16 protein-coding genes are annotated in these 17,333 nt (G+C 51.9%); 11 read left to right on the top strand and 5 right to left on the bottom strand.

The genetic code is table 11. The annotated features are described in order from the left end of the window. Positions 1 to 377 precede the first annotated feature (377 nt). Positions 378 to 758: a VOC family protein gene (locus tag ACRZ91_RS17500; RefSeq protein ID WP_480887169.1), complete on the bottom strand. Its 381-nt coding sequence runs from the start codon at positions 756 to 758 to the stop codon at positions 378 to 380. Between the two features lie 85 nt (positions 759 to 843). Here ACRZ91_RS17500 and ACRZ91_RS17495 point away from each other — a divergent pair, with 85 nt between their 5' ends. After that, positions 844 to 1,596, top strand: a complete 753-nt coding sequence (locus tag ACRZ91_RS17495) for a DeoR/GlpR family DNA-binding transcription regulator (protein ID WP_480602575.1) — start codon at positions 844 to 846, stop codon at positions 1,594 to 1,596. Continuing rightward, the gene (locus ACRZ91_RS17490) at positions 1,593 to 2,774 is read left to right on the top strand and encodes an MFS transporter (protein ID WP_480593082.1); all 1,182 of its coding nucleotides are present in this window, start codon (positions 1,593 to 1,595) and stop codon (positions 2,772 to 2,774) included. The genes ACRZ91_RS17495 and ACRZ91_RS17490 overlap by 4 nt, the downstream gene beginning before the upstream one ends. A 273-nt stretch (positions 2,775 to 3,047) precedes the next feature. Here the strand turns inward: ACRZ91_RS17490 and ACRZ91_RS17485 are convergent, their stop codons facing one another. After that, complete coding sequence (locus ACRZ91_RS17485; protein ID WP_480907391.1) at positions 3,048 to 4,355, bottom strand: tetratricopeptide repeat protein; 1,308 nt, start codon at positions 4,353 to 4,355, stop codon at positions 3,048 to 3,050. A gap of 495 nt (positions 4,356 to 4,850) precedes the next feature. Between ACRZ91_RS17485 and gntH the strand changes: the two genes are divergently transcribed. From gntH to ACRZ91_RS17445, 8 genes are all read left to right on the top strand, one after another. Beyond that, complete coding sequence (gene gntH / locus ACRZ91_RS17480) at positions 4,851 to 6,146, top strand: guanitoxin biosynthesis MBL fold metallo-hydrolase GntH (protein WP_152456705.1); 1,296 nt, start codon at positions 4,851 to 4,853, stop codon at positions 6,144 to 6,146. A 78-nt stretch (positions 6,147 to 6,224) separates the two neighbouring features. Continuing rightward, on the top strand, positions 6,225 to 7,253 hold the full coding sequence (locus ACRZ91_RS17475) for a CobW family GTP-binding protein (protein WP_480907389.1): 1,029 nt from the start codon (positions 6,225 to 6,227) through the stop codon (positions 7,251 to 7,253). Positions 7,254 to 7,258: 5 nt separating this feature from the next. Next, on the top strand, positions 7,259 to 7,606 hold the full coding sequence (locus tag ACRZ91_RS17470; protein WP_152456707.1) for a DUF1622 domain-containing protein: 348 nt from the start codon (positions 7,259 to 7,261) through the stop codon (positions 7,604 to 7,606). Between the two features lie 20 nt (positions 7,607 to 7,626). Continuing rightward, positions 7,627 to 8,052, top strand: a complete 426-nt coding sequence (locus tag ACRZ91_RS17465; RefSeq protein ID WP_152456708.1) for a YidH family protein — start codon at positions 7,627 to 7,629, stop codon at positions 8,050 to 8,052. Then, on the top strand, positions 8,052 to 8,945 hold the full coding sequence (locus tag ACRZ91_RS17460; RefSeq protein WP_480602567.1) for a bile acid:sodium symporter family protein: 894 nt from the start codon (positions 8,052 to 8,054) through the stop codon (positions 8,943 to 8,945). The genes ACRZ91_RS17465 and ACRZ91_RS17460 overlap by 1 nt, the downstream gene beginning before the upstream one ends. After that, positions 8,942 to 9,643 (top strand): hypothetical protein, encoded by a 702-nt coding sequence (locus tag ACRZ91_RS17455; RefSeq protein WP_170576206.1) that lies wholly within the window; start codon positions 8,942 to 8,944, stop codon positions 9,641 to 9,643. The genes ACRZ91_RS17460 and ACRZ91_RS17455 overlap by 4 nt, the downstream gene beginning before the upstream one ends. 40 nt (positions 9,644 to 9,683) lie before the next feature. Further along, the gene (locus tag ACRZ91_RS17450) at positions 9,684 to 10,793 is read left to right on the top strand and encodes an HlyD family secretion protein (protein WP_480593094.1); all 1,110 of its coding nucleotides are present in this window, start codon (positions 9,684 to 9,686) and stop codon (positions 10,791 to 10,793) included. A 51-nt stretch (positions 10,794 to 10,844) separates the two neighbouring features. Further along, complete coding sequence (locus ACRZ91_RS17445; RefSeq protein ID WP_480593096.1) at positions 10,845 to 12,386, top strand: phospholipase D family protein; 1,542 nt, start codon at positions 10,845 to 10,847, stop codon at positions 12,384 to 12,386. A 149-nt stretch (positions 12,387 to 12,535) separates the two neighbouring features. Here ACRZ91_RS17445 and ACRZ91_RS17440 read toward each other — a convergent pair whose 3' ends face one another. Together ACRZ91_RS17440 and ACRZ91_RS17435 are read right to left on the bottom strand one after the other, a co-directional pair. After that, positions 12,536 to 13,273 (bottom strand): hypothetical protein, encoded by a 738-nt coding sequence (locus tag ACRZ91_RS17440; protein WP_480907386.1) that lies wholly within the window; start codon positions 13,271 to 13,273, stop codon positions 12,536 to 12,538. 95 nt (positions 13,274 to 13,368) lie between these two features. Then, entirely contained in the window at positions 13,369 to 15,042 is a 1,674-nt protein-coding gene (locus tag ACRZ91_RS17435; RefSeq protein ID WP_170334738.1) for a sulfatase-like hydrolase/transferase, read from the bottom strand. A gap of 276 nt (positions 15,043 to 15,318) precedes the next feature. On the opposite strand from ACRZ91_RS17435, the gene ACRZ91_RS17430 reads away from it, so the two are divergent. Then, positions 15,319 to 16,275, top strand: coding sequence for a helix-turn-helix domain-containing protein (locus ACRZ91_RS17430; protein WP_170334736.1), 957 nt, complete (start codon positions 15,319 to 15,321; stop codon positions 16,273 to 16,275). Positions 16,276 to 16,462: 187 nt separating this feature from the next. On the opposite strand, the gene ACRZ91_RS17425 is transcribed toward ACRZ91_RS17430, so the two are convergent. After that, positions 16,463 to 16,921, bottom strand: a complete 459-nt coding sequence (locus tag ACRZ91_RS17425; RefSeq protein ID WP_170337121.1) for a hypothetical protein — start codon at positions 16,919 to 16,921, stop codon at positions 16,463 to 16,465. Positions 16,922 to 17,333: the final 412 nt, after the last annotated feature.

The raw sequence follows: 17,333 nt of genomic DNA, 5'->3' as shown, positions 1-17,333 counted from the left end.
CCCCATAAGTTTACGTAGTTCGCCCATAGTTTTGCGCTGCGCGTTTGTCTGCATTAGCGACGAATTCAATCAGTTTATGGCTTAGTCGTCGCGGTTATGGCCCTTTGCATTGCTCAATCCCGCAAAGGGCCTCCCTAAGGAACCTTGGATTCTCGCGAAGGTCTGCGATGCGCAGTTAGCAGACATTGCAAATCTGCAAAGTCCACTCTCAATCCGCCAAAGGCGCGATCCTGATCGATAGCCGATTTTTCGACCTTTGCACGCTTTCGAGGCGGAAACTCATTAATTGGATTGTAACGTTCGTTTAGAGGCTAAGAAGCATTGGACCTTTGCTGTTGACGGCAAAAAAACAAAAACGCTTTTGACCATAAGTGAATTCATTCGACGATCTCCACCATGAGACCTTCCGGAGATCGAACCACTGCTTCATAATACCCGTCGCCCGTTCGCCTCGGTTTGGACACTAACAGCCCAGCGTGTTTGAAGCGATCTGCGACCTCATCAACTTTCGATACACCACCTACTGAAAAGGCAACGTGTGCCCAGCCACCTTCCTCGTGCGAGCGAGGCCTTACCCATGGTCCTTCCATTAGTTCGATGCGAACGTCATCGTTTGGCAGCGTGGCGAAGCGGGAGGCAAAGCCGGGGCGGTTCACACTCTCATACCGGTCGCTGAGTTCCGCTTCGAAAAACTCTACCCAAAATTTCGAGGAGCGCTCCAAGTCTGTTGTCCAAAGAGCAACGTGGTTCAATTTCATCCCAATCTCGCTCGCATCTATTCAGTATTGACGGACGTCGCATAACAGCATATGCGGTTTTTTGCAATATCCTGAAGGTTTCTGCATGAATCTGAATGTCCCAGACACACGACAACTCGAACTGGCTCGGCGCTTGCAGGAAGGTCAGCAAGTCATTGCGGTCGAGGCTGCTCTAGAATTTGACGTGTCAGTTGATACGATCCGGCGGGATATTCTCGCCCTCGAAGCAGAGGGAAAGGCCCAACGCGTTCGCGGTGGTGCAGTGCCTTTATCCACTCCGGCACCGCCGTTGCATAAAAGACTATCGGGAGATGTTGCGCCTAACCGGAAGCTGGTTTCAGCCGCTATCCGAGAGATCGGCAGTGCGGCGACACTCCTGATCGATGGAGGTACTACAACGCTTGCCATAGTCGAACACCTGCCCCAGGAAGAGGGTCGCCTTGTGATCACACCGTCGCCCTGGATTGCGATTGGCTGCCAGCAAAAGAACGTTCCGGTCTATGTTTTGGGTGGTAGCCTAAGGCCGCAAGGCGGCATTGCGACAGGAGGCACCGCAATCGAACGGGTTGGGGATGTCACGGCAGATGTTGCCATTCTGGGAGCGTGCGGTTTGGATGCTGAGTTCGGTTTAAGCTCGGACGATGCAGAAGAAGCCATGATGAAGAAGGCAATGCACCGCGCCGCAAGCCGCACTATTGTTGTAACTAGTCACGCGAAGATCGGCCTCAGAGCCCGTCATCGAACAGTAGCGCTCTTAGAGATAGATGCTGTTGTCACAGATTCACACAACGCGACAACAGATTTGATCGCATCCCATACGCGTGTGGTGACCAAATGAGCGATAGTTCTCGTGTAAGTGAACTGACCCCGAGAATTGGCCGGCCGACTGATCATTCGGCTACAAACTCGGCGCGTTTAGCCACACGTTTGGCCTTTTTTACTGCGGGTTTTTCTTTGGCCTGTTGTGCGCCCCTTTTCCCCTTTTTCAAAGAATCCGTTGACGTCGACAAAACTCAATTTGGGTTACTCCTGCTTTGTCTTGGATTTGGATCCATAGTCGCCATGCCGGTTACCGGTGTCTTGGCAGCGCGCAGTGGAGCGCGTCCACTTATTTTGCTTGGAGGCTATGGTTTGATCGCCATGCTTCCCCTTCTGGCACTATCGCAAACGCCAATAGCTTTGGGTGCAGCTTTATTCGTTTTCGGAGCGTCACTTGGGACCATCGACGTTGCAATGAATGTACATGGCGCGGAAATTGAAGCTATCGAAAGTCGCCCCCTTATGTCGAACTTTCACGCCCAATTCAGCATTGGTGGGTTTTTCGGAGCTGGTTTGGTTACACTGTTGTTGTCATTCTCCATCCCAGTGCTGACTTGTTCCATTCTGGGGGCTATCGTGGCGTTGGCTTCTATGCTGCTGGCCCGCTCCCGGTTTTTGGAGGTCAGTGGCAAAGATCCGGAACCCATTGTCGTTCCGCGTGGGATTGTTTTGCTATTAGCCATTTTGGCCGCAATCACGTTTTTGGTCGAAGGTGCCCTGCTGGATTGGGGCGCTCTTCTGATCATTGATCTTGAACTCGCCGAACCCGAGAGCGCTGGCGTGGGCTATATCCTGTTCTCAATCGCAATGGTACTGGCCCGCCTGACTGGTGACCGAATTGTTGAGCGATGTGGCGAATATCTCGTTCTGATGGTTGGCGGATCACTCGCGATCATTGGTATCGCGAGCATTCTTCTGTCGACCAATTCGGTTGTAGCCCTGCTTGGGTTCGTCTTGATCGGGCTCGGAGCCGCAAATTTGGTGCCGATCCTATTCAGCGTTGCTGGACGTCAAAACTTGATGCCACCTGGGATTGCTATCGCCTCGGTTACTACTACGGGATACGCGGGCATCCTTATGGGGCCAGCGTTGATTGGTTTCATATCTGGGGCATCGACGCTGGCGACGGCATTCTGGATGCTTGCGCTGCTAATGGTATCTGTTCCGATTTTCGCGAGACTGGTGGCAAAAGTCTGAACCCAACATAGGCAATAGCCGCGATACGTTTCATCATTATCTACGTAGTGTTTCCAGTATCATATTTCGCGTATTGACGTCGTTTTGGAAAATCCTGTCGGCGAAAACTCATGCCATACGCATTTTAGCGACGAGCCGTTTTGCTTATTCTGGTTTTCCCAACTGATCGCGCGCAACGGCTCGGAGAAAAAGCGTATGAGTACTCGCGACTGGGGCGGCGAAAACAACAGTATTAAGGCTGTTAACCCTTCGGCTCGCTTCACGTCCGCTAACTCAACTTGGTGAATAAAGATCAAGCACGGATAGCACACGTGAACGAGTCTCACGATCTTTCACAAAAAAACGTTCTACGACGCTGCGGGCAGGGAAGTCTGGCCAAGTGTCCAGCATTTCGACAATTGCCTTCTCCGCCCCCACAGTATTACCTGTTTCGTGATAGGCGGTGGCGAGCAAAAAGAGGCTTGGCGGACTCACAGGATGGCCTCGCTCTGCTGCTTTGGAAAAGGCATCGATGACTTCACCATAGTTCTCCAACATAAGTTGTGCAGCCCCATAGATGTTGTTGTATGCGAAACGACCCACGCCTAGTCGAGACCGTTGTGGATTAGAAACTTCGGCCATTAACACAGGATCATCTACAACTAGGGCCGTGATGCCTATCAGATCCAAAGTATGTCCGTCTTGAGGGCTAAGATCCAAGGCAATTCGGGCACGTCTAAGCGCTCCTTCACTATCTCCAGTCACAGCAAGGGTCCAGCCATGAGCGGCTTGCGACCAACCATCCAAGGGATCTAGCGTGGTAGCGCGTTCTGCCATTTCCAAAGCTTCAGCAACTAAAGCGGTTGAAGCGTCAGCATCGCTTGTCAGAAGTGACTTAAGTGTGAGCACCTGGGCCGAACCCGCATAACCTGCAGCAAGTTGCGGATCGAGGTCAATCACATACCGAAACGTTTCCAAGTTAATGGCTTGCCGTCGGAGGTCGAACAAAGGAAAAAACAATCCCCGTGTTTGCTCAGCTAAGTTTGCAGCCTGAACACTGGTGAATGACTTCTCCCGAAGCGCAGCCAATTCTGCGGGGTATTTATTGGTTGCGAACTGTGTGTTCGATTGGGAACCGCGTAGTCCAAAATATCCTAGGACACATGCCAACAAAAGCGTTGTTCCGATGAGCGGTAACAGGAATTTGCGACGCCAGAAACCGCCAGAGTGCGATGATGCCGACTGGCTTTGCCCGCTACTTGGCTTCGTCGCGACGGATGGTTCAAATTGTGGTCGATACCCCCCGGTTTGCATAGTTATGCGTAAAGGGTCTGATTTGCCCGCGTCACTGTAGTAGTTCTCCAACGCACGCCTAAGGCGACGGGCCTCAACCCGAACGAGGTTTAGTGCCCCACCGGTCTCGTCAAGCTCCTTATCGTAGACATCTGTCGCGATAACTTTGCCCTTTATGGAGCGCCCGTGACCGTCAAGTTCCTGTTCGACAATGTATCTTAGGAAGGACTGCAGCCTGGGTGAGCCAGCAAACTCTGCGGATGAAAGGACCCGCTCAAGTGTTCGCCTAATTTCTTCAGCCTCTATCATTTCCCCAGACTCACATCCATTTTCTTATTTTTTTCAGTGTTTTAATGACCATCCCGCCTCTCTGAATCTAAGCTGAACTCACCCCTAGCTCACCGTAACTCACTTTCTTTCCGCTCCACCCACCTTCTAACATATTGGCTAAAGTGAATACAAAAAGGCCACACTCAACCATGAACTGCAGGGAACTCCACGCCCTCATACCTGAGTATTCCGAGGCGGCTCTGTCCCGAGCGCTAAGGAACGAAAATATACGTGAAGCGGTGGAAGACCTTGATGAAGTTCTTAAGCATGTAGCCCTCTCACCAGAAAAGTCTCCTGTACGAAAAGAATGGGAGACTGTTCGAGACGAGCTGCTGTCCGAAATTCGACGACTTACGCAGAGGCTCAGCGATGCTAGTTGATATCGGCGATGGTTAGGAAACGCAGGTCCTTGTCTTCAGGAACCAAGAAAAAACAAAAAACTGTGCACCAAAAAAACTCTCGGAGGATCCAAAAATGAGCCAATCACGCAACCCTTACGGGCAACGCCCCGGCGGTGGCATTACGCTGCCGGAGTATTTCCGGCCGACACCCGGCTGTACAAGCAACAACTTTTTCCCACCCAACGAGCTTTTGCCAAAAGGCGAGATGCGGATTTGTTTTCCGGGTAGCACGCCTTGGCCTCCGACGATGGTACAGTCCGGCACATGCATTGTCTTGGAGCTGGGGAACGGTACTCCATTCCCGCGCCGCCTGTTCTTTGATTTCGGCAATGGCTGCGTAAGGAATATTATTCAGCTTGGCATTTTGCCGCCGATGGTGCGCGACATCTTCATCAGCCACTTGCACGTCGACCACTATGCAGACTTGCCCTACTTCATGCCGTTCCGCGCATGGTCGGGAGGCTGGCGCAATGGTTTGCGCATTTTCGGCCCATCAGGTGACCGGCCAGAGACGGGCACCCAATATATGGTCGACAAGATGCATGAGATGATGACATGGCATCTTGAGAACTTTGACCACTGCCCGATTGGCGCCGGCTACGACACCGAAGTTGTTGAGTTCGACTACAAAGACGAAGGCGGCGTGGTTCTGGAAGAACCCGGTTTGAAAGTCACGCACTGGGCGCGAAGCCACGTGAAAAGCGGTGCGTCAGCATATCGCGTGGATTGGGAAGAAGCCGGATTGTCCTTTGTCTGGACAGGCGACGGGCGCCCTGATGAAAGCACAATCGAGTTTGCGAAAGGCTGCGATATTTTCGTGACCGAAGGACAAGCCGATCTACCGCAACTACTCAACTACAAATACGGCACGCCCAAAGAAGTTCTGGAATTCACTCTGGATACCTACCACACGCCTTACTATGCGGCGGGATATCTGATGAACGAAATTCAACCTCGGGCCGGTGTGATCTGCCACTACACCGAGGAATCGGCGGGCGAAGCCATCGCGGAAATTCGCGCGCACTGGGATGGTCTATTCCTCTTTGGTGGACCAGACACCAAGGTAATCAACGTCACAAAGGATCGTATCTGGGAACGTATGGCCCTGCGTCCGGAAATGCCGGCGATGCAGCCACCAGATCCCAGAACGATACCGTTCCCGGATGGCGAGATGCCGGATTACATTCAGATTCCGAAACCGCGTTTGCCGCGTGAGGAACAACAGGATGCCTTCCTGCGGGAACGGGAACTAGATCCGGCCCTCTACATGCCTGAGGACGTACTCCGTCCACTGACGCAGCACTACGACGAAGAAACTTTCCGCTTCGACCTCCACGCCCTGATTGCTGCGCGCGATCATACGGATTGATCTGATTATTGACTAAAAATAAGCGCCGCGTTTCTTAGCCACGCGGCGCGATCACAGTTCTTGCAAAAGGATGTAGCCATGAACAACGCCCCAAAAGAACCTGTCCCGCTGACGATCCTAACAGGGTTTCTGGGTGCGGGAAAAACTACTCTGCTGAACCGGATTTTAAAGGGTGAACATGGGTTGAAAATTGGCATTCTTGTGAATGATTTCGGCTCGATCAATGTCGATGCAGAACTGGTTGTCGACGTCGAAGATGGGATGATTAGCCTCGCGAACGGCTGCGTCTGTTGTCAAATCCGAGATGATCTCGTTGAGTCGGTCGCAGCGTTGATCGAGCGTGATGATCCCATTGAGTACATACTGCTTGAAGCCAGCGGAGTTGCAGATCCGGCAAGCATCTATATGACCTTCGTGGATTCAGCATATCGCGATCTGATACGGCTTGACAGTGTGACGTGTGTCGTCGACGCCGATCAAGTCTTTACTTATGACGACCCGGACCTTGCCAAGCTCAAGCTGCAGCAGATCGGATTTGCGGATCTTGTAATCCTTAACAAAGTTGATTTGGCAGGAGTCGAGGAAACTGCAAAGGTAAAGAGGTGGATAGACGGCTTCTTCTCAAGGGTTCGCATCGTTCCTGCCGTCAAATGTAACGTTCCACTCGAAATCCTGCTGTCTGTCGGTCGTTTCGATGTTTCTCGCGCAATGGCTGATCAAGCGCATAGCCACGACCACGAACATCATCATAAGCACAATCACGGTTCTTTCTTCAGCACCTGGAGTTATACGCGCGACGCGCCATTGCAGCGCAAAGCATTGGAACGAATGATCAAGAGAGAACTGCCTTCAAATATCTATCGCTGCAAGGGATTTGTTTACCTGGATGACGACCCGAACAGCCGTTATTTGCTGCAAGTTGTCGGGCGGCGGGTCGAGTTGACGAAAGACCGCCCTTGGAGGGGCGAGGATCCGGCAAACCGGATCGTTGCCATCGCACACAAAACAACTCTTGATCAAGCGCACTTGTGTGAGTTGTTCGATGCTTGCTCTGGTTCGTCTGTCGGGAACGAAAATAGCGAAGTTGTAACTGTCGCAACAGGATAGTTACCATGCATGAGTTGGAAATCCTGATCGTTCAAGCGGCGAGCTACATCCAGGTTCTATTCGAAGCGGCGAGCGTCATCGTTGTTGCTGCTGGAGGCATCGCCTTTGCACGAGCGTTCATTATGCATCGGAAGTCGGATGCCGAGCCTGTCGCACGGCGCATCCTTGGAAAATACCTGATTGTGGCGCTCGAACTGCAACTAGGCGCGGATATTATAGCGACTGCAACAGACCCAACAATCGAAGAATTGGCGAAACTGACAGCCATCGCCTTCGTCCGAACCTTTCTCGACTATTTCCTCGTTCGGGAAATTCGCGAGGAGAGAGTCGAGGATAAACCAAGTGAAACCTGATTTTCTAACTGAGGCCTCCAATGGACTTTGACGACGAGGACATGCCGCAGCGTTCTAACAATCAGTTGGCCGGCGAACGAACAGATCTGGCGTTCGAGCGGTCCCGGCTCGCTTCGGACAGGACGACCATGGGATATATGAGAACGGCTACGTCGCTCGTTGGTTTTGGCTTCTCTATACCCGCACTATTCAGAATTTTGACTGATGTACCTGGGTTGGAAGAGGTTCCGATAGAACATGCACGTTTTGTCGGATTATTCATGCTGATACTGGCGGTAATAATGCTATCTGTCGCCATCATACAGCAAATTACTTTTCTTAAGCGGATCTCTGATATCTCCGGAAAGCCATTTCCGATTTCACCTGCGCTGGTCTCAGCCGGGTTGATCTTGGCGGTCGCTATTTACGCTACGATCAGCATCCTTTGGAATGTGGAACCGCTGTGATGGAGTCGCCGCTGCCGTTTGAGCAATCCGTCACCCTATTCATCCATATCTTCATTACTCTAGCCATGCTTTGCATCGGGATGAGTGCAACGCTGCGCGAAATGGGTGCAACGGTTCTGGAACGTGAAAGACTAACGCGCCTTCTTGCTGCAAATGTCTTCATACCGCCCGTCATTGCAATCCTGATTATCGGGGTCTTCCCACTACCACGATCAGTTAGCGCCGTTTTGTTTTTGTTGGCAGTCGCCCCCGGCGGCATCAACGCGGTCCAATTTTCGACCAAAGCGCCGGGACAAGTCAGCGCGGCCGGGGCCCTGCTGGTTTTACTTTCAATCATCGGCTTGGTTCTTGCGCCGTCGGCCGCTCAGGTCGTTTTGCCAACCGCCGCGCTGGAACGTGTCGCTTGGGACCAACTAATGATCCGCATCGTGGGTGTGATCGGAATTCCCTTGCTTCTTGGGTTTTTGATCCGACGATTTTACCCGGATGTCGCCGAGCATATCTACAAACCGGCGATGCTTATATCGACAGTCTCCTTCATTGCATCTGTCGTAGCAAGCATCAGCATCCGGCAGGAAGCCGCTGTTGGATTGGGGCCTTCGAGCCTGATCGCGATATTGGTTTTCATTCTGTCCCTAATGGCGCTCGGCTGGTTTTTAGGCGGCGAGAATAAGGAGTATCGGCAGGTCCTTGCGACCTGCACAAACCTTCGCAATGTCGGTCTTGTCTATCTACTTGTGGATGCGTGCTGCTTTGATCCGGCCTATTCAACGAGCGTTCTGGCCTTCATGATGCTGATGGTTCCAATCAACCTTGTATTCACTATTGCCTGCGCAGTGGCAAGAAAACGGCATAGCCAATCTGGTAGTGATGACAGAGGCACCAATGCATGACGATTGGGCGAACGACATCGCGAAAATATCTTGCAACCATGCTCGCTATTGCTGCTTCCACTTCTTGGGCTCAGACCGGAGAAGACGAAAAACTATCGGATGATCCGACAAAGATCGTAACGAAAATCGGCGTTCGTTATAGTGACTTTGGCACCGTATTCGGCTCGGTTGCTTTCGGGCCCGTAACGAAGATCAACGTCTCGGTCTCAGAAGACGATCAGTGGCGCGTTGGTGGCTCTTATCTCTTCGATTTTGGAATAGTTAATTTCTCAGCGTCCGAGCAAGAGCTGGAAGGTGGCGTCAAACAAACGCAATACGCCATAGGGACCTTTGTGCCGCTTGCCGCGTTGGGCTTTCAGCCTAAAGGATGGCTTTTGTTCCCGGCACTGGGAGCAAACTATACCGACGGTCGGATCGGCAATAGCGATATTGAGTTTGCTGATGCCTTTCCCGCTGAAATTGCCAGCAAGGGCGGGTATATCGGTATACTTGGCCTCAAGCCATTGTCAGAACGATGGGTTGTGAAGACCGGTGGTGTCCTATCTGCCGGTTCCAACGATTACTCTGGGTACACCGTTGGTGCGGGCGTTACCTTCAATGCGTCGCCGAACGACAGCATCAGCGTATTTGGCAGCCATATCGACAACACTTTCGGAACACGTGATCTGGTTGGTATCAGCTATACGCACGAGTTTTGACGGCAACTGAACAAAAGAAACACGGTGAGGGCAATTCACGATGCTCATTATTCTCGGTCTTTATTTTGGTATTGTTTGGCTGGTTTTTGCGAAGCTCAAAATCCTGCCTTGGAACGGGTTCTTCAAGACAGTCGTGTACGGTGGAGCTTTGGTCATCGCGTTGGTTGTTGTTGGAGCCTTAAACCACACGACACCATCCGGGACTGTGTCCGTGCAAGGTGCTGTCATCAACATTGCACCGAACGTATCCGGCCCAGTCACTGAAGTAGCGGTCACGGCAAACCAACCGGTGGCGAAGGGTGATGTGTTGTTTCGAATAGATGACACCACCTACGCGGCTGAAGTTGCCCGACTTCAAGCCTCGCTCGCATCAGCACAGTCCGCAGCAGACCAGTTACAGACAGACTATGCGGCGGCGCTTGCAGAAATTGATTCTCTTGAAGCCCAACTTTCTTTCGGTGTGCAGCGTCGCGATGACATCGTCCAGCTTACCGGACGCGGTGCTGCAGCTGAGTTCCAATTGCAGGAAGCCGTTTCAACGATTGAGCAACTTGAAGCCGGGCTGCGAGCAGCACAAGCGCGTAGGCAGAGCCTCGAACGACGCATCGCGGCTCAGGTGGACGGAGTCGACGTCGGTGTCGTTGAAGTTCAGGAGGCGCTGGCCCAAGCTGAGTGGGCGTTGCAGCAGACGGTCGTTCGAGCGCCGGATGACGGTGTTGTAACGGCGCTCTCACTCCGCCCAGGCAATCGTGTTACGACGTTACAAGGCGCCGTGAATTTTCTACTCCCTTCAGATCGGCTGCTCATTGCGGCGTTGCCGCAAAGCAGCTATCCCAACGTGGCCGTTGGCGATACGATCCGGATTGCTTTGGGCACTATGCCAGGTCAGGAATTTGAGACCACAATACGGTCAATCCCTCCGGGAACACGAGAGGGCACGTTGGATACGAGGGGCGGGCTGCCTAGCATGCGCGAACTTACAGGCGCGTCGAGCTACATTGTAACTATCGATATCCCAGAAGGCCTTCCGTCTGATCGTGCAAAGCTTGGTGTGTCAGGAACCGCTTTGGTAATAACCGAAGGGGCTGGCGCAATCTCAGTGCTGGCGGAAATCCTGTTTTGGATCAACAAGAAACTCAACTACATCTGAGCCCAAATTCGACAAAAGGGGCAACCCGGCCTTGCAAACATAGGAAACTAAATGCGGCTGATCAGAGTATGCTTGATTGCGACAACAGTGATTGCACTCACCGTAGTTTGCTTAAGGTTGGCTTTTCCGCTGCCTGAGCAGAATTTTTCGCGGCAAACGCTGAAACTGGACGCCGATTGGGCTGGAGCATTGGGCGAAACCATTCAATATGCTCTTAATCGCAACCCCGGTCTCGACGGAGTTCGGCCTTTGGGCGATGGACGCGCCGCATTTGCAGCCAGGGCTATCCTTGCGAGAGAAGCTACCTCCTCAATCGATGCGCAATACTATATATGGCAAGATGACGTAACAGGTCTCATGCTCCTTGACGAGCTTAGGGCGGCAGCAGAACGCGGTGTTCGCGTCAGACTACTGGTCGATGACAACGGTATCTCAGGGTTGGACGATCTACTTTCAGAGCTAGACACGCTCCCCAACGCGAATGTGCGTATTTTCAATCCGTTTACGCTGAGAAAACCCAAGTTGCTCTCTTACGCATTTGACTTCAGCCGACTAAACCGGCGGATGCACAATAAGTCGATGACTGTCGATGGGGTCGCAACGATTGTTGGGGGGCGCAACATCGGCGACATCTATTTCGACTATGGGGGTGGAACGCACTACCTTGATTTAGATGCGATTGCCATCGGGCCGATTGTGGACGATGTTTCGAAATCATTCGACGCTTATTGGAACAGTGCATCTTCTTACGATGCTGGACTATTCTTAGATCCTCCAGCCGTAGGCAGTCTGCAAGCTAAGGCGGATGCGGCACGGCGAACCGCCGTTGGCGCAGGTTACCAAAAAGCAATTCAGGAAAGTGAACTGGCCGACAACATCGCAGCACATACTCTGAAGTTTGATTGGAGCGAGGTTACACTTTTTGTCGACGATCCGGCGAAGGGCTTGGGCGAAGTCAAAAGTGAAGACCTATTGGTCGAACAACTGATCGAATTCGCTAAGAGCTCACGGACTTCACTGGACCTTGTTTCGGCATATTTTATTCCTGGCGAAAGAGGCTCTAAGGTCTTGGAGGAGTTGGCCAAGTCAGGTGTTAGGGTCCGTATCTTGACCAATTCTTTGGACGCGACAGACGTCATGCCAGTTCACGCTGCGTATATGCGTTACAGATATGATTTGTTGAATAGTGGAGTAGAACTGCTGGAGCTACGAGCCTTGCGGCGGGAACATCGCGACAGAAGCCTGCCAGAGATCCTAGCTGGGTCGGCATCAGGGCTGCATGCAAAAACCTTTGGGGCGGATGGCGAGCGGATCTTTATTGGCTCTTTTAATCTCGATCCAAGGTCTGCGCATCTCAACACTGAAATGGGCATCATGATCGAAAGTCCAACGATTGCTGCATCACTGACAGAGCAATTGAACAAACCGGAATTTTCTTATCGCGTTAAGCTCAATAACGGCAACGAAATGATTTGGGTTCAAGAAGAACAAGATGGCACAGTCACTGTGCATACTACGGATCCGGAAACCAATGGCCTACAGAGAGGTCTTACTACAGTCGTCAGGTGGCTACCGGTAGAATGGATGCTGTGAGCAGTTTTTTGAATTGGTTGTATTATTGAAAAGGTCATGCTCCCTCTTCCATTCCGTACCAATGCGCCGATAAACGCAGAAAACAAATGGCTGAACAGATTTCTGGACTGTGACATAGATGATCTTCGCCGAGGTTGGGTGTGGGTGAACTAGTAGTTGAAACGCAAACCTAAGCCGGCACCTTTATCGTAGGGGCGGTCGGAACCTATGCCGATGAGGAAATCAGCATAAATTGCGATGCCAGGACTGAGGTTCTTGCCAATCTGGAACTCAGCGGTAGCTGGCCAAGCATCGTTCTCCCAGTCATATGGTGCTTTGATATCAGCCTTGGCCCAGTACCCATCGCCAAACGGTTGTAGCGCAATCAACCGCATCGCGGTTTGGTTTATGTCCGTCGGGCCATTGTATGAAGCAAAATGCTGGAGCAGTGGGATCAGCGTCAGCCCTGATTTTGTGTTTGCAAAGGCGAACCCGCCAAAAGGCGCAATTTGATCGGACCCGGTTCCGATCCCTTTTTCCGGGTCGCCAAAGTCCAGTATCCACTCCAGACCAATGGCCGACTTGATGGCCCACGTTTCGTTGAGCGGTCTCTGAGAAGGGAAATAGATCGCTTTGAGGCTCAATTTCTCAAAGTCATTGAACCGAGTTCCAGTCACATCCGTTGAGTTGTAGTGCAACTCATATTTCAGTTTCAGATCAGGCCGCAGCATGTATGCGCCATCTATAAAGGCGTCCTGCTTGTCAGCACCGTTGCCCAAATCAAAATACTGATACCGGATGTCCGTGTTATTGACTGCGGCCAAAGGGTTTGAAGCGTTTTCATCGGCGATTGCTGAGGCCGCAACAATGCCAGTCGCCAATGCAAGGACAAGCGCTTGGATTTTCATATTGTTTCCAGAATTTTTGTTGTGGATGCCAAGCCCCACATCAAGCATATTATCATCTGATGCGGGGCTTGCATGACTCTTATCAGCTTCACCTTTTAGTCGGGCTGAATGTCCCGCTTGGCGACAAAGGCATCCACCGCTGCGACGGTTTCAGGACGAAGGTTCACGATACCTTCATAGGGACGTCCAGTCGCGGCTGGTTGATCGGGGTACATTTCCTTGAATTTCAGGTGGCGGGCAATAATGCGGTTAAACTCATGTCCAGCCCATGCTCCGATCTCGGTCGATACGCTCTGTTCTTCGCGGGGGTCGCGGAACAGGTTGTAGAACTTGGCCACGATAGCATTTTCACCTTTGGCCGGAACTTTGAGTTTGATGTGTTCCTTTACCACCTCTTTCAGCGAATTGATCGAGTAGATCAGTACATGATCCCTGCGCCCATGCGTATCGCCAATAAACATCAGGGACGTCTGATCGACACCGTCAATGATCCGGTCGCGGGGGATGGCATCCATCGCTCCGCCGATACGCGCAATTGACGTGAACAAATCAGAGATATGAATAATGTCAGATACAATTGAGTCTCCCTCGATCAAGCCGGGCAGGCGGGCAAACGCGTCCACCCGAACGCCTCCTTCAGACGTATCGGCCTTGCCGCCGCGGAAGACCAGCGGCGAAAACCCACTGCCGGGGGCATATTTGGTGAAGTGACCGTTGTCGCCCATCAAAACGATCAGGGTATTATCCCTGAGCCCCAGCGCATCGACTTCGTTCAGAACGACCCCTATCCATTCATCCAACTCTTCCATGCTTTCAACGAATGTACCGCCGTTGGGTGTCGTGAACGCTTCTCTCGTCGTGCGCGTTGTCGACAGAGGGACAAGCGGCCAGTATTGCAGGAAGAACGGTTCATCCCGTTCTGCTAGCAGGCGCAACTGCTCCATCGCCTGTGCCTGATAGCGGATGTTCATTTCATTATATTTGTCCTGGGTCCATTTCTCACCCGGTTCCATATGGACTTCGCGGACCTCCCCGCCAATAACAGCTTCAAGGCCGGTAATCATGTGTCCCGGATCAGGGCGAAACCAATCATCCAGCGTGTATTTGGAGTTGTAGTTGTCTTCCCCTATGGCCATGGTGATTTCTTCCTTGGCTGCATCTTCGTTGAAGATGGCCAACTGGCCCTGCTGATGGATGGGGAACGCGGCGTAGTCAAAGCCCTGATAAGTAGGCCAGGATTCCTGAATGTCGCCCATGTGCCATTTGCCAACATGCGAGGTGTTGTAGCCTACGGATTTCAGAACTTCGGCAATTGTGACTTCTTCATCGGCAAGGCCAAAACCTGAAATATCGACGGCGGTATCGCCCATCCCATTGCGATACGGCTGGCGACCCGTCATGAAGGCGACCCGCGACGGTGTGCAGGACGGCTCGGTATACATGCGCGCAAACCGCATGCTTTCCTCTGCGAGCGCGTTGATATTGGGCGTCGAATACCCGCGTATCGCGTTCATCTCGGGCATACCCATGTCGCCAAAACCCATGTCGTCAATAAGGATGTAGAAGATGTTTGGAGGGTTCCCTCCGTTTTTCTCACGAAAATCGGCCAGCAGTTGGTCAACCTGTGCGTCGTTCTCGACCCAAACGGCTTCGTTTTGCTGCTTCAGCACATAGTATTCCGCATCATGCACGATATTGCTGTCCTGAGCTGCCGCCGTGATAGCGGAGCCGGCAAAGACCAGCGCGGAGAGGAACAGTTTTGATTTCATGAGATACCCCTGTTTCATGATATACTTGTTTTCAGACCTTCAAGGATCAGATGATGGCAAAAGGTTGAAAGGGAGAGTTCGCTGTCTTCAGCCTGTGAGCGCAACAACTCTTTTTCGCTTTTGGTTAGCAGCGTTACGACGCGTTCGGTGCGCACAGTATCTTCAGGCAACGATGGGCGTCCGAACCTCTTCCCTCTCGATTTGTCTGCTTTGTCTTGCAATTGTCCACGCCTACATATTCGAATAACATTTCATGAAAACTACCTGCGGGGCGGAATGGACGACATCAAAAAACGATCAGCCCCCAAAAAAACCTGCGCCCCAAACACACTTTTTTTGCAGGACCCTTCGCAATTCCGCGAGCTGTCCCAATGGGATGTCGAGCTACGTCAAATTGAAGAGGGAACTATGAACTCTTCGGTATCCGTTTGGGCAGGTCTTGACCTTCAAATGATTGATTTGTCGTTTGATAAGGCTGTGTACCAAACCGGAGTTTCTCGCCCTGACATTCTAGCGTTTGGCTTACCAGACAAAGGGAGTGTACGAACTTGGCTTAACGGCTCACCCTCAGACACCGCTCTGATGAATTTTGGTAGCGGAGACCCTTTTGAAGGCGTGAGCAATTCAACGCTCACAGGCCTGACCTTTGGCATCGACATCCGAAGGGCTCAACGGATCGCCGACGATTGCGGTCTTGATATCAGCACCGTGCGAAATGACGCTTTAAGATCCTTCGTTAGCGACGCTGGCAAGCTGCATTACTTAGTCAAAAACAAAGCGCGCTTTCTAATTGGATCAGCGGCCGGACCAAGCTCTGATAGTGAAGAGAGTGATATGATCTTAGAGCTTCTGGAAATGCTGGTGGTAGGCGAAAAATGGAGTGATCGGCGAAACAGTAAAAATAGAACCCGTTTAGCACAACAAGCCGTTGAGTTCATGCGGGCCCATTTGATGGATAACGTGTCAATCGGTGAGGTATGTGCAGATATTCAGGTATCCACATGCACTCTTCGTCGCGCGTTTCAGGAAACATATGGGGTGAGCCCCAAGCAGTTTTATCTAAGAGCCCGTCTCGGTGCTGTGCGCCATGAACTGGTATCCTGCTCGCCAGAGGAGAGTATATCGGACATCGCAAACGCTTACGGATTTTGGCACATGGGTCAGTTCGCGCGAGACTACAGAGCACTCTTTGGACAACTGCCGACACAAACGTTGTCAGGCAAAATGAACTGAAACAGAGCTTGGCAGTCCGCGGCCTAACTTGTCCGCAACACTAGAATTGCAAAGTCGGATTTTGAAGGTCCGCTTAGGGCTGCCACCGGTCATTAATGTGAAAAGTAACGAAAGGCGACAACAAGCCCAATGCGGGCTTTGCCAACCTTTCAAATCAGCATCATCCCCGACCATTTCAGTTCGAGTTTCAATCCCTAGCGGGCAAGGCAACCTCGCCTTCCCAGTCAGAAATACGGTGCGGTAGCGCCAGGAATTTTGACGCCACACGTGTTTTGGTCGTTCCACTTCCAGTCATCCCCGAATATTTGCCGGTGGAGGAAACAATCCGCCAGTTGTTGACGCCGAAGGCAACAACCTCCCATCTCATGGTGAACGTGTCCTCTTCTTCACCATAAACACAGACGCCACCGCCGCTGACACCGCTGGGTCCGCCGAAACCCGAGCCCACGCACCGGACAAAACCAGGATCGATTGGTCCCTCGTCAACGGTATAAGTCCCATAGTTGTCCTCTTTCCAGAACACGTCCTCGCCCGCGGAAATTTGCTCTTGGTTGACGACATAGAAGTTCGTTGCCGACACTTTCTCTGCAGCAGTCAGACAATGAGGCGCAAAGAGAACTGCGGGGATAAGCATTGAACGCAACATGTTGTTTCCTTCGACAGTGGGGCAAAACCAGCATGATAGAGACTACGAAATTTATTGCTAGGAAAGGAACGCATAGCCGGACCTGAAAAGTCAGCTTCGTCCCGCATCTCAGAGATTGCAAAGCTTAGTGATGAAGGTCCGCTTTGGGCTGACTGCGGTCCTTTGAATTAAGAATGCGGATGGCTGCAAAGTCCGCATCTCGGAAGTCACCTTGCTTGGAATTGAAGGTCTGCTTTGGGCTGGTTGCGGTCAACCATACTCATAGTAGAGACTGGTGGTACATAGTTCCGCAGAGCAGTGCTGGCGAAATGCTTGTCCGGGGCGCTTTGGTTCCTAGCAGGAGAGGCGCTTAGAAGAAGCACGCACTACTACAATGACAGTCGCCATAGACTTCTTATGTCAAATATTGGTT

Source organism: Ruegeria sp. O11 (genome assembly GCF_056535285.1).
Note: the sequence above shows the minus strand (reverse complement) of the source record. Positions and strands in the feature narration are given on the sequence as shown.

Coding starts and splice junctions, on each gene's coding strand:
- ACRZ91_RS17460 (WP_480602567.1), top strand. CDS start 8,052: ATGGAGTCGCCGCTGCCGTTTGAGCAATCCGTCACCCTATTCATCCAT.
- ACRZ91_RS17440 (WP_480907386.1), bottom strand. CDS start 13,273: ATGAAAATCCAAGCGCTTGTCCTTGCATTGGCGACTGGCATTGTTGCG.
- ACRZ91_RS17475 (WP_480907389.1), top strand. CDS start 6,225: ATGAACAACGCCCCAAAAGAACCTGTCCCGCTGACGATCCTAACAGGG.
- ACRZ91_RS17455 (WP_170576206.1), top strand. CDS start 8,942: ATGACGATTGGGCGAACGACATCGCGAAAATATCTTGCAACCATGCTC.
- ACRZ91_RS17495 (WP_480602575.1), top strand. CDS start 844: ATGAATCTGAATGTCCCAGACACACGACAACTCGAACTGGCTCGGCGC.
- ACRZ91_RS17430 (WP_170334736.1), top strand. CDS start 15,319: ATGGACGACATCAAAAAACGATCAGCCCCCAAAAAAACCTGCGCCCCA.
- ACRZ91_RS17445 (WP_480593096.1), top strand. CDS start 10,845: ATGCGGCTGATCAGAGTATGCTTGATTGCGACAACAGTGATTGCACTC.
- ACRZ91_RS17485 (WP_480907391.1), bottom strand. CDS start 4,355: ATGATAGAGGCTGAAGAAATTAGGCGAACACTTGAGCGGGTCCTTTCA.
- ACRZ91_RS17470 (WP_152456707.1), top strand. CDS start 7,259: ATGCATGAGTTGGAAATCCTGATCGTTCAAGCGGCGAGCTACATCCAG.
- ACRZ91_RS17490 (WP_480593082.1), top strand. CDS start 1,593: ATGAGCGATAGTTCTCGTGTAAGTGAACTGACCCCGAGAATTGGCCGG.
- ACRZ91_RS17500 (WP_480887169.1), bottom strand. CDS start 758: ATGAAATTGAACCACGTTGCTCTTTGGACAACAGACTTGGAGCGCTCC.
- ACRZ91_RS17450 (WP_480593094.1), top strand. CDS start 9,684: ATGCTCATTATTCTCGGTCTTTATTTTGGTATTGTTTGGCTGGTTTTT.
- ACRZ91_RS17465 (WP_152456708.1), top strand. CDS start 7,627: ATGGACTTTGACGACGAGGACATGCCGCAGCGTTCTAACAATCAGTTG.
- ACRZ91_RS17425 (WP_170337121.1), bottom strand. CDS start 16,921: ATGTTGCGTTCAATGCTTATCCCCGCAGTTCTCTTTGCGCCTCATTGT.
- gntH (WP_152456705.1), top strand. CDS start 4,851: ATGAGCCAATCACGCAACCCTTACGGGCAACGCCCCGGCGGTGGCATT.
- ACRZ91_RS17435 (WP_170334738.1), bottom strand. CDS start 15,042: ATGAAATCAAAACTGTTCCTCTCCGCGCTGGTCTTTGCCGGCTCCGCT.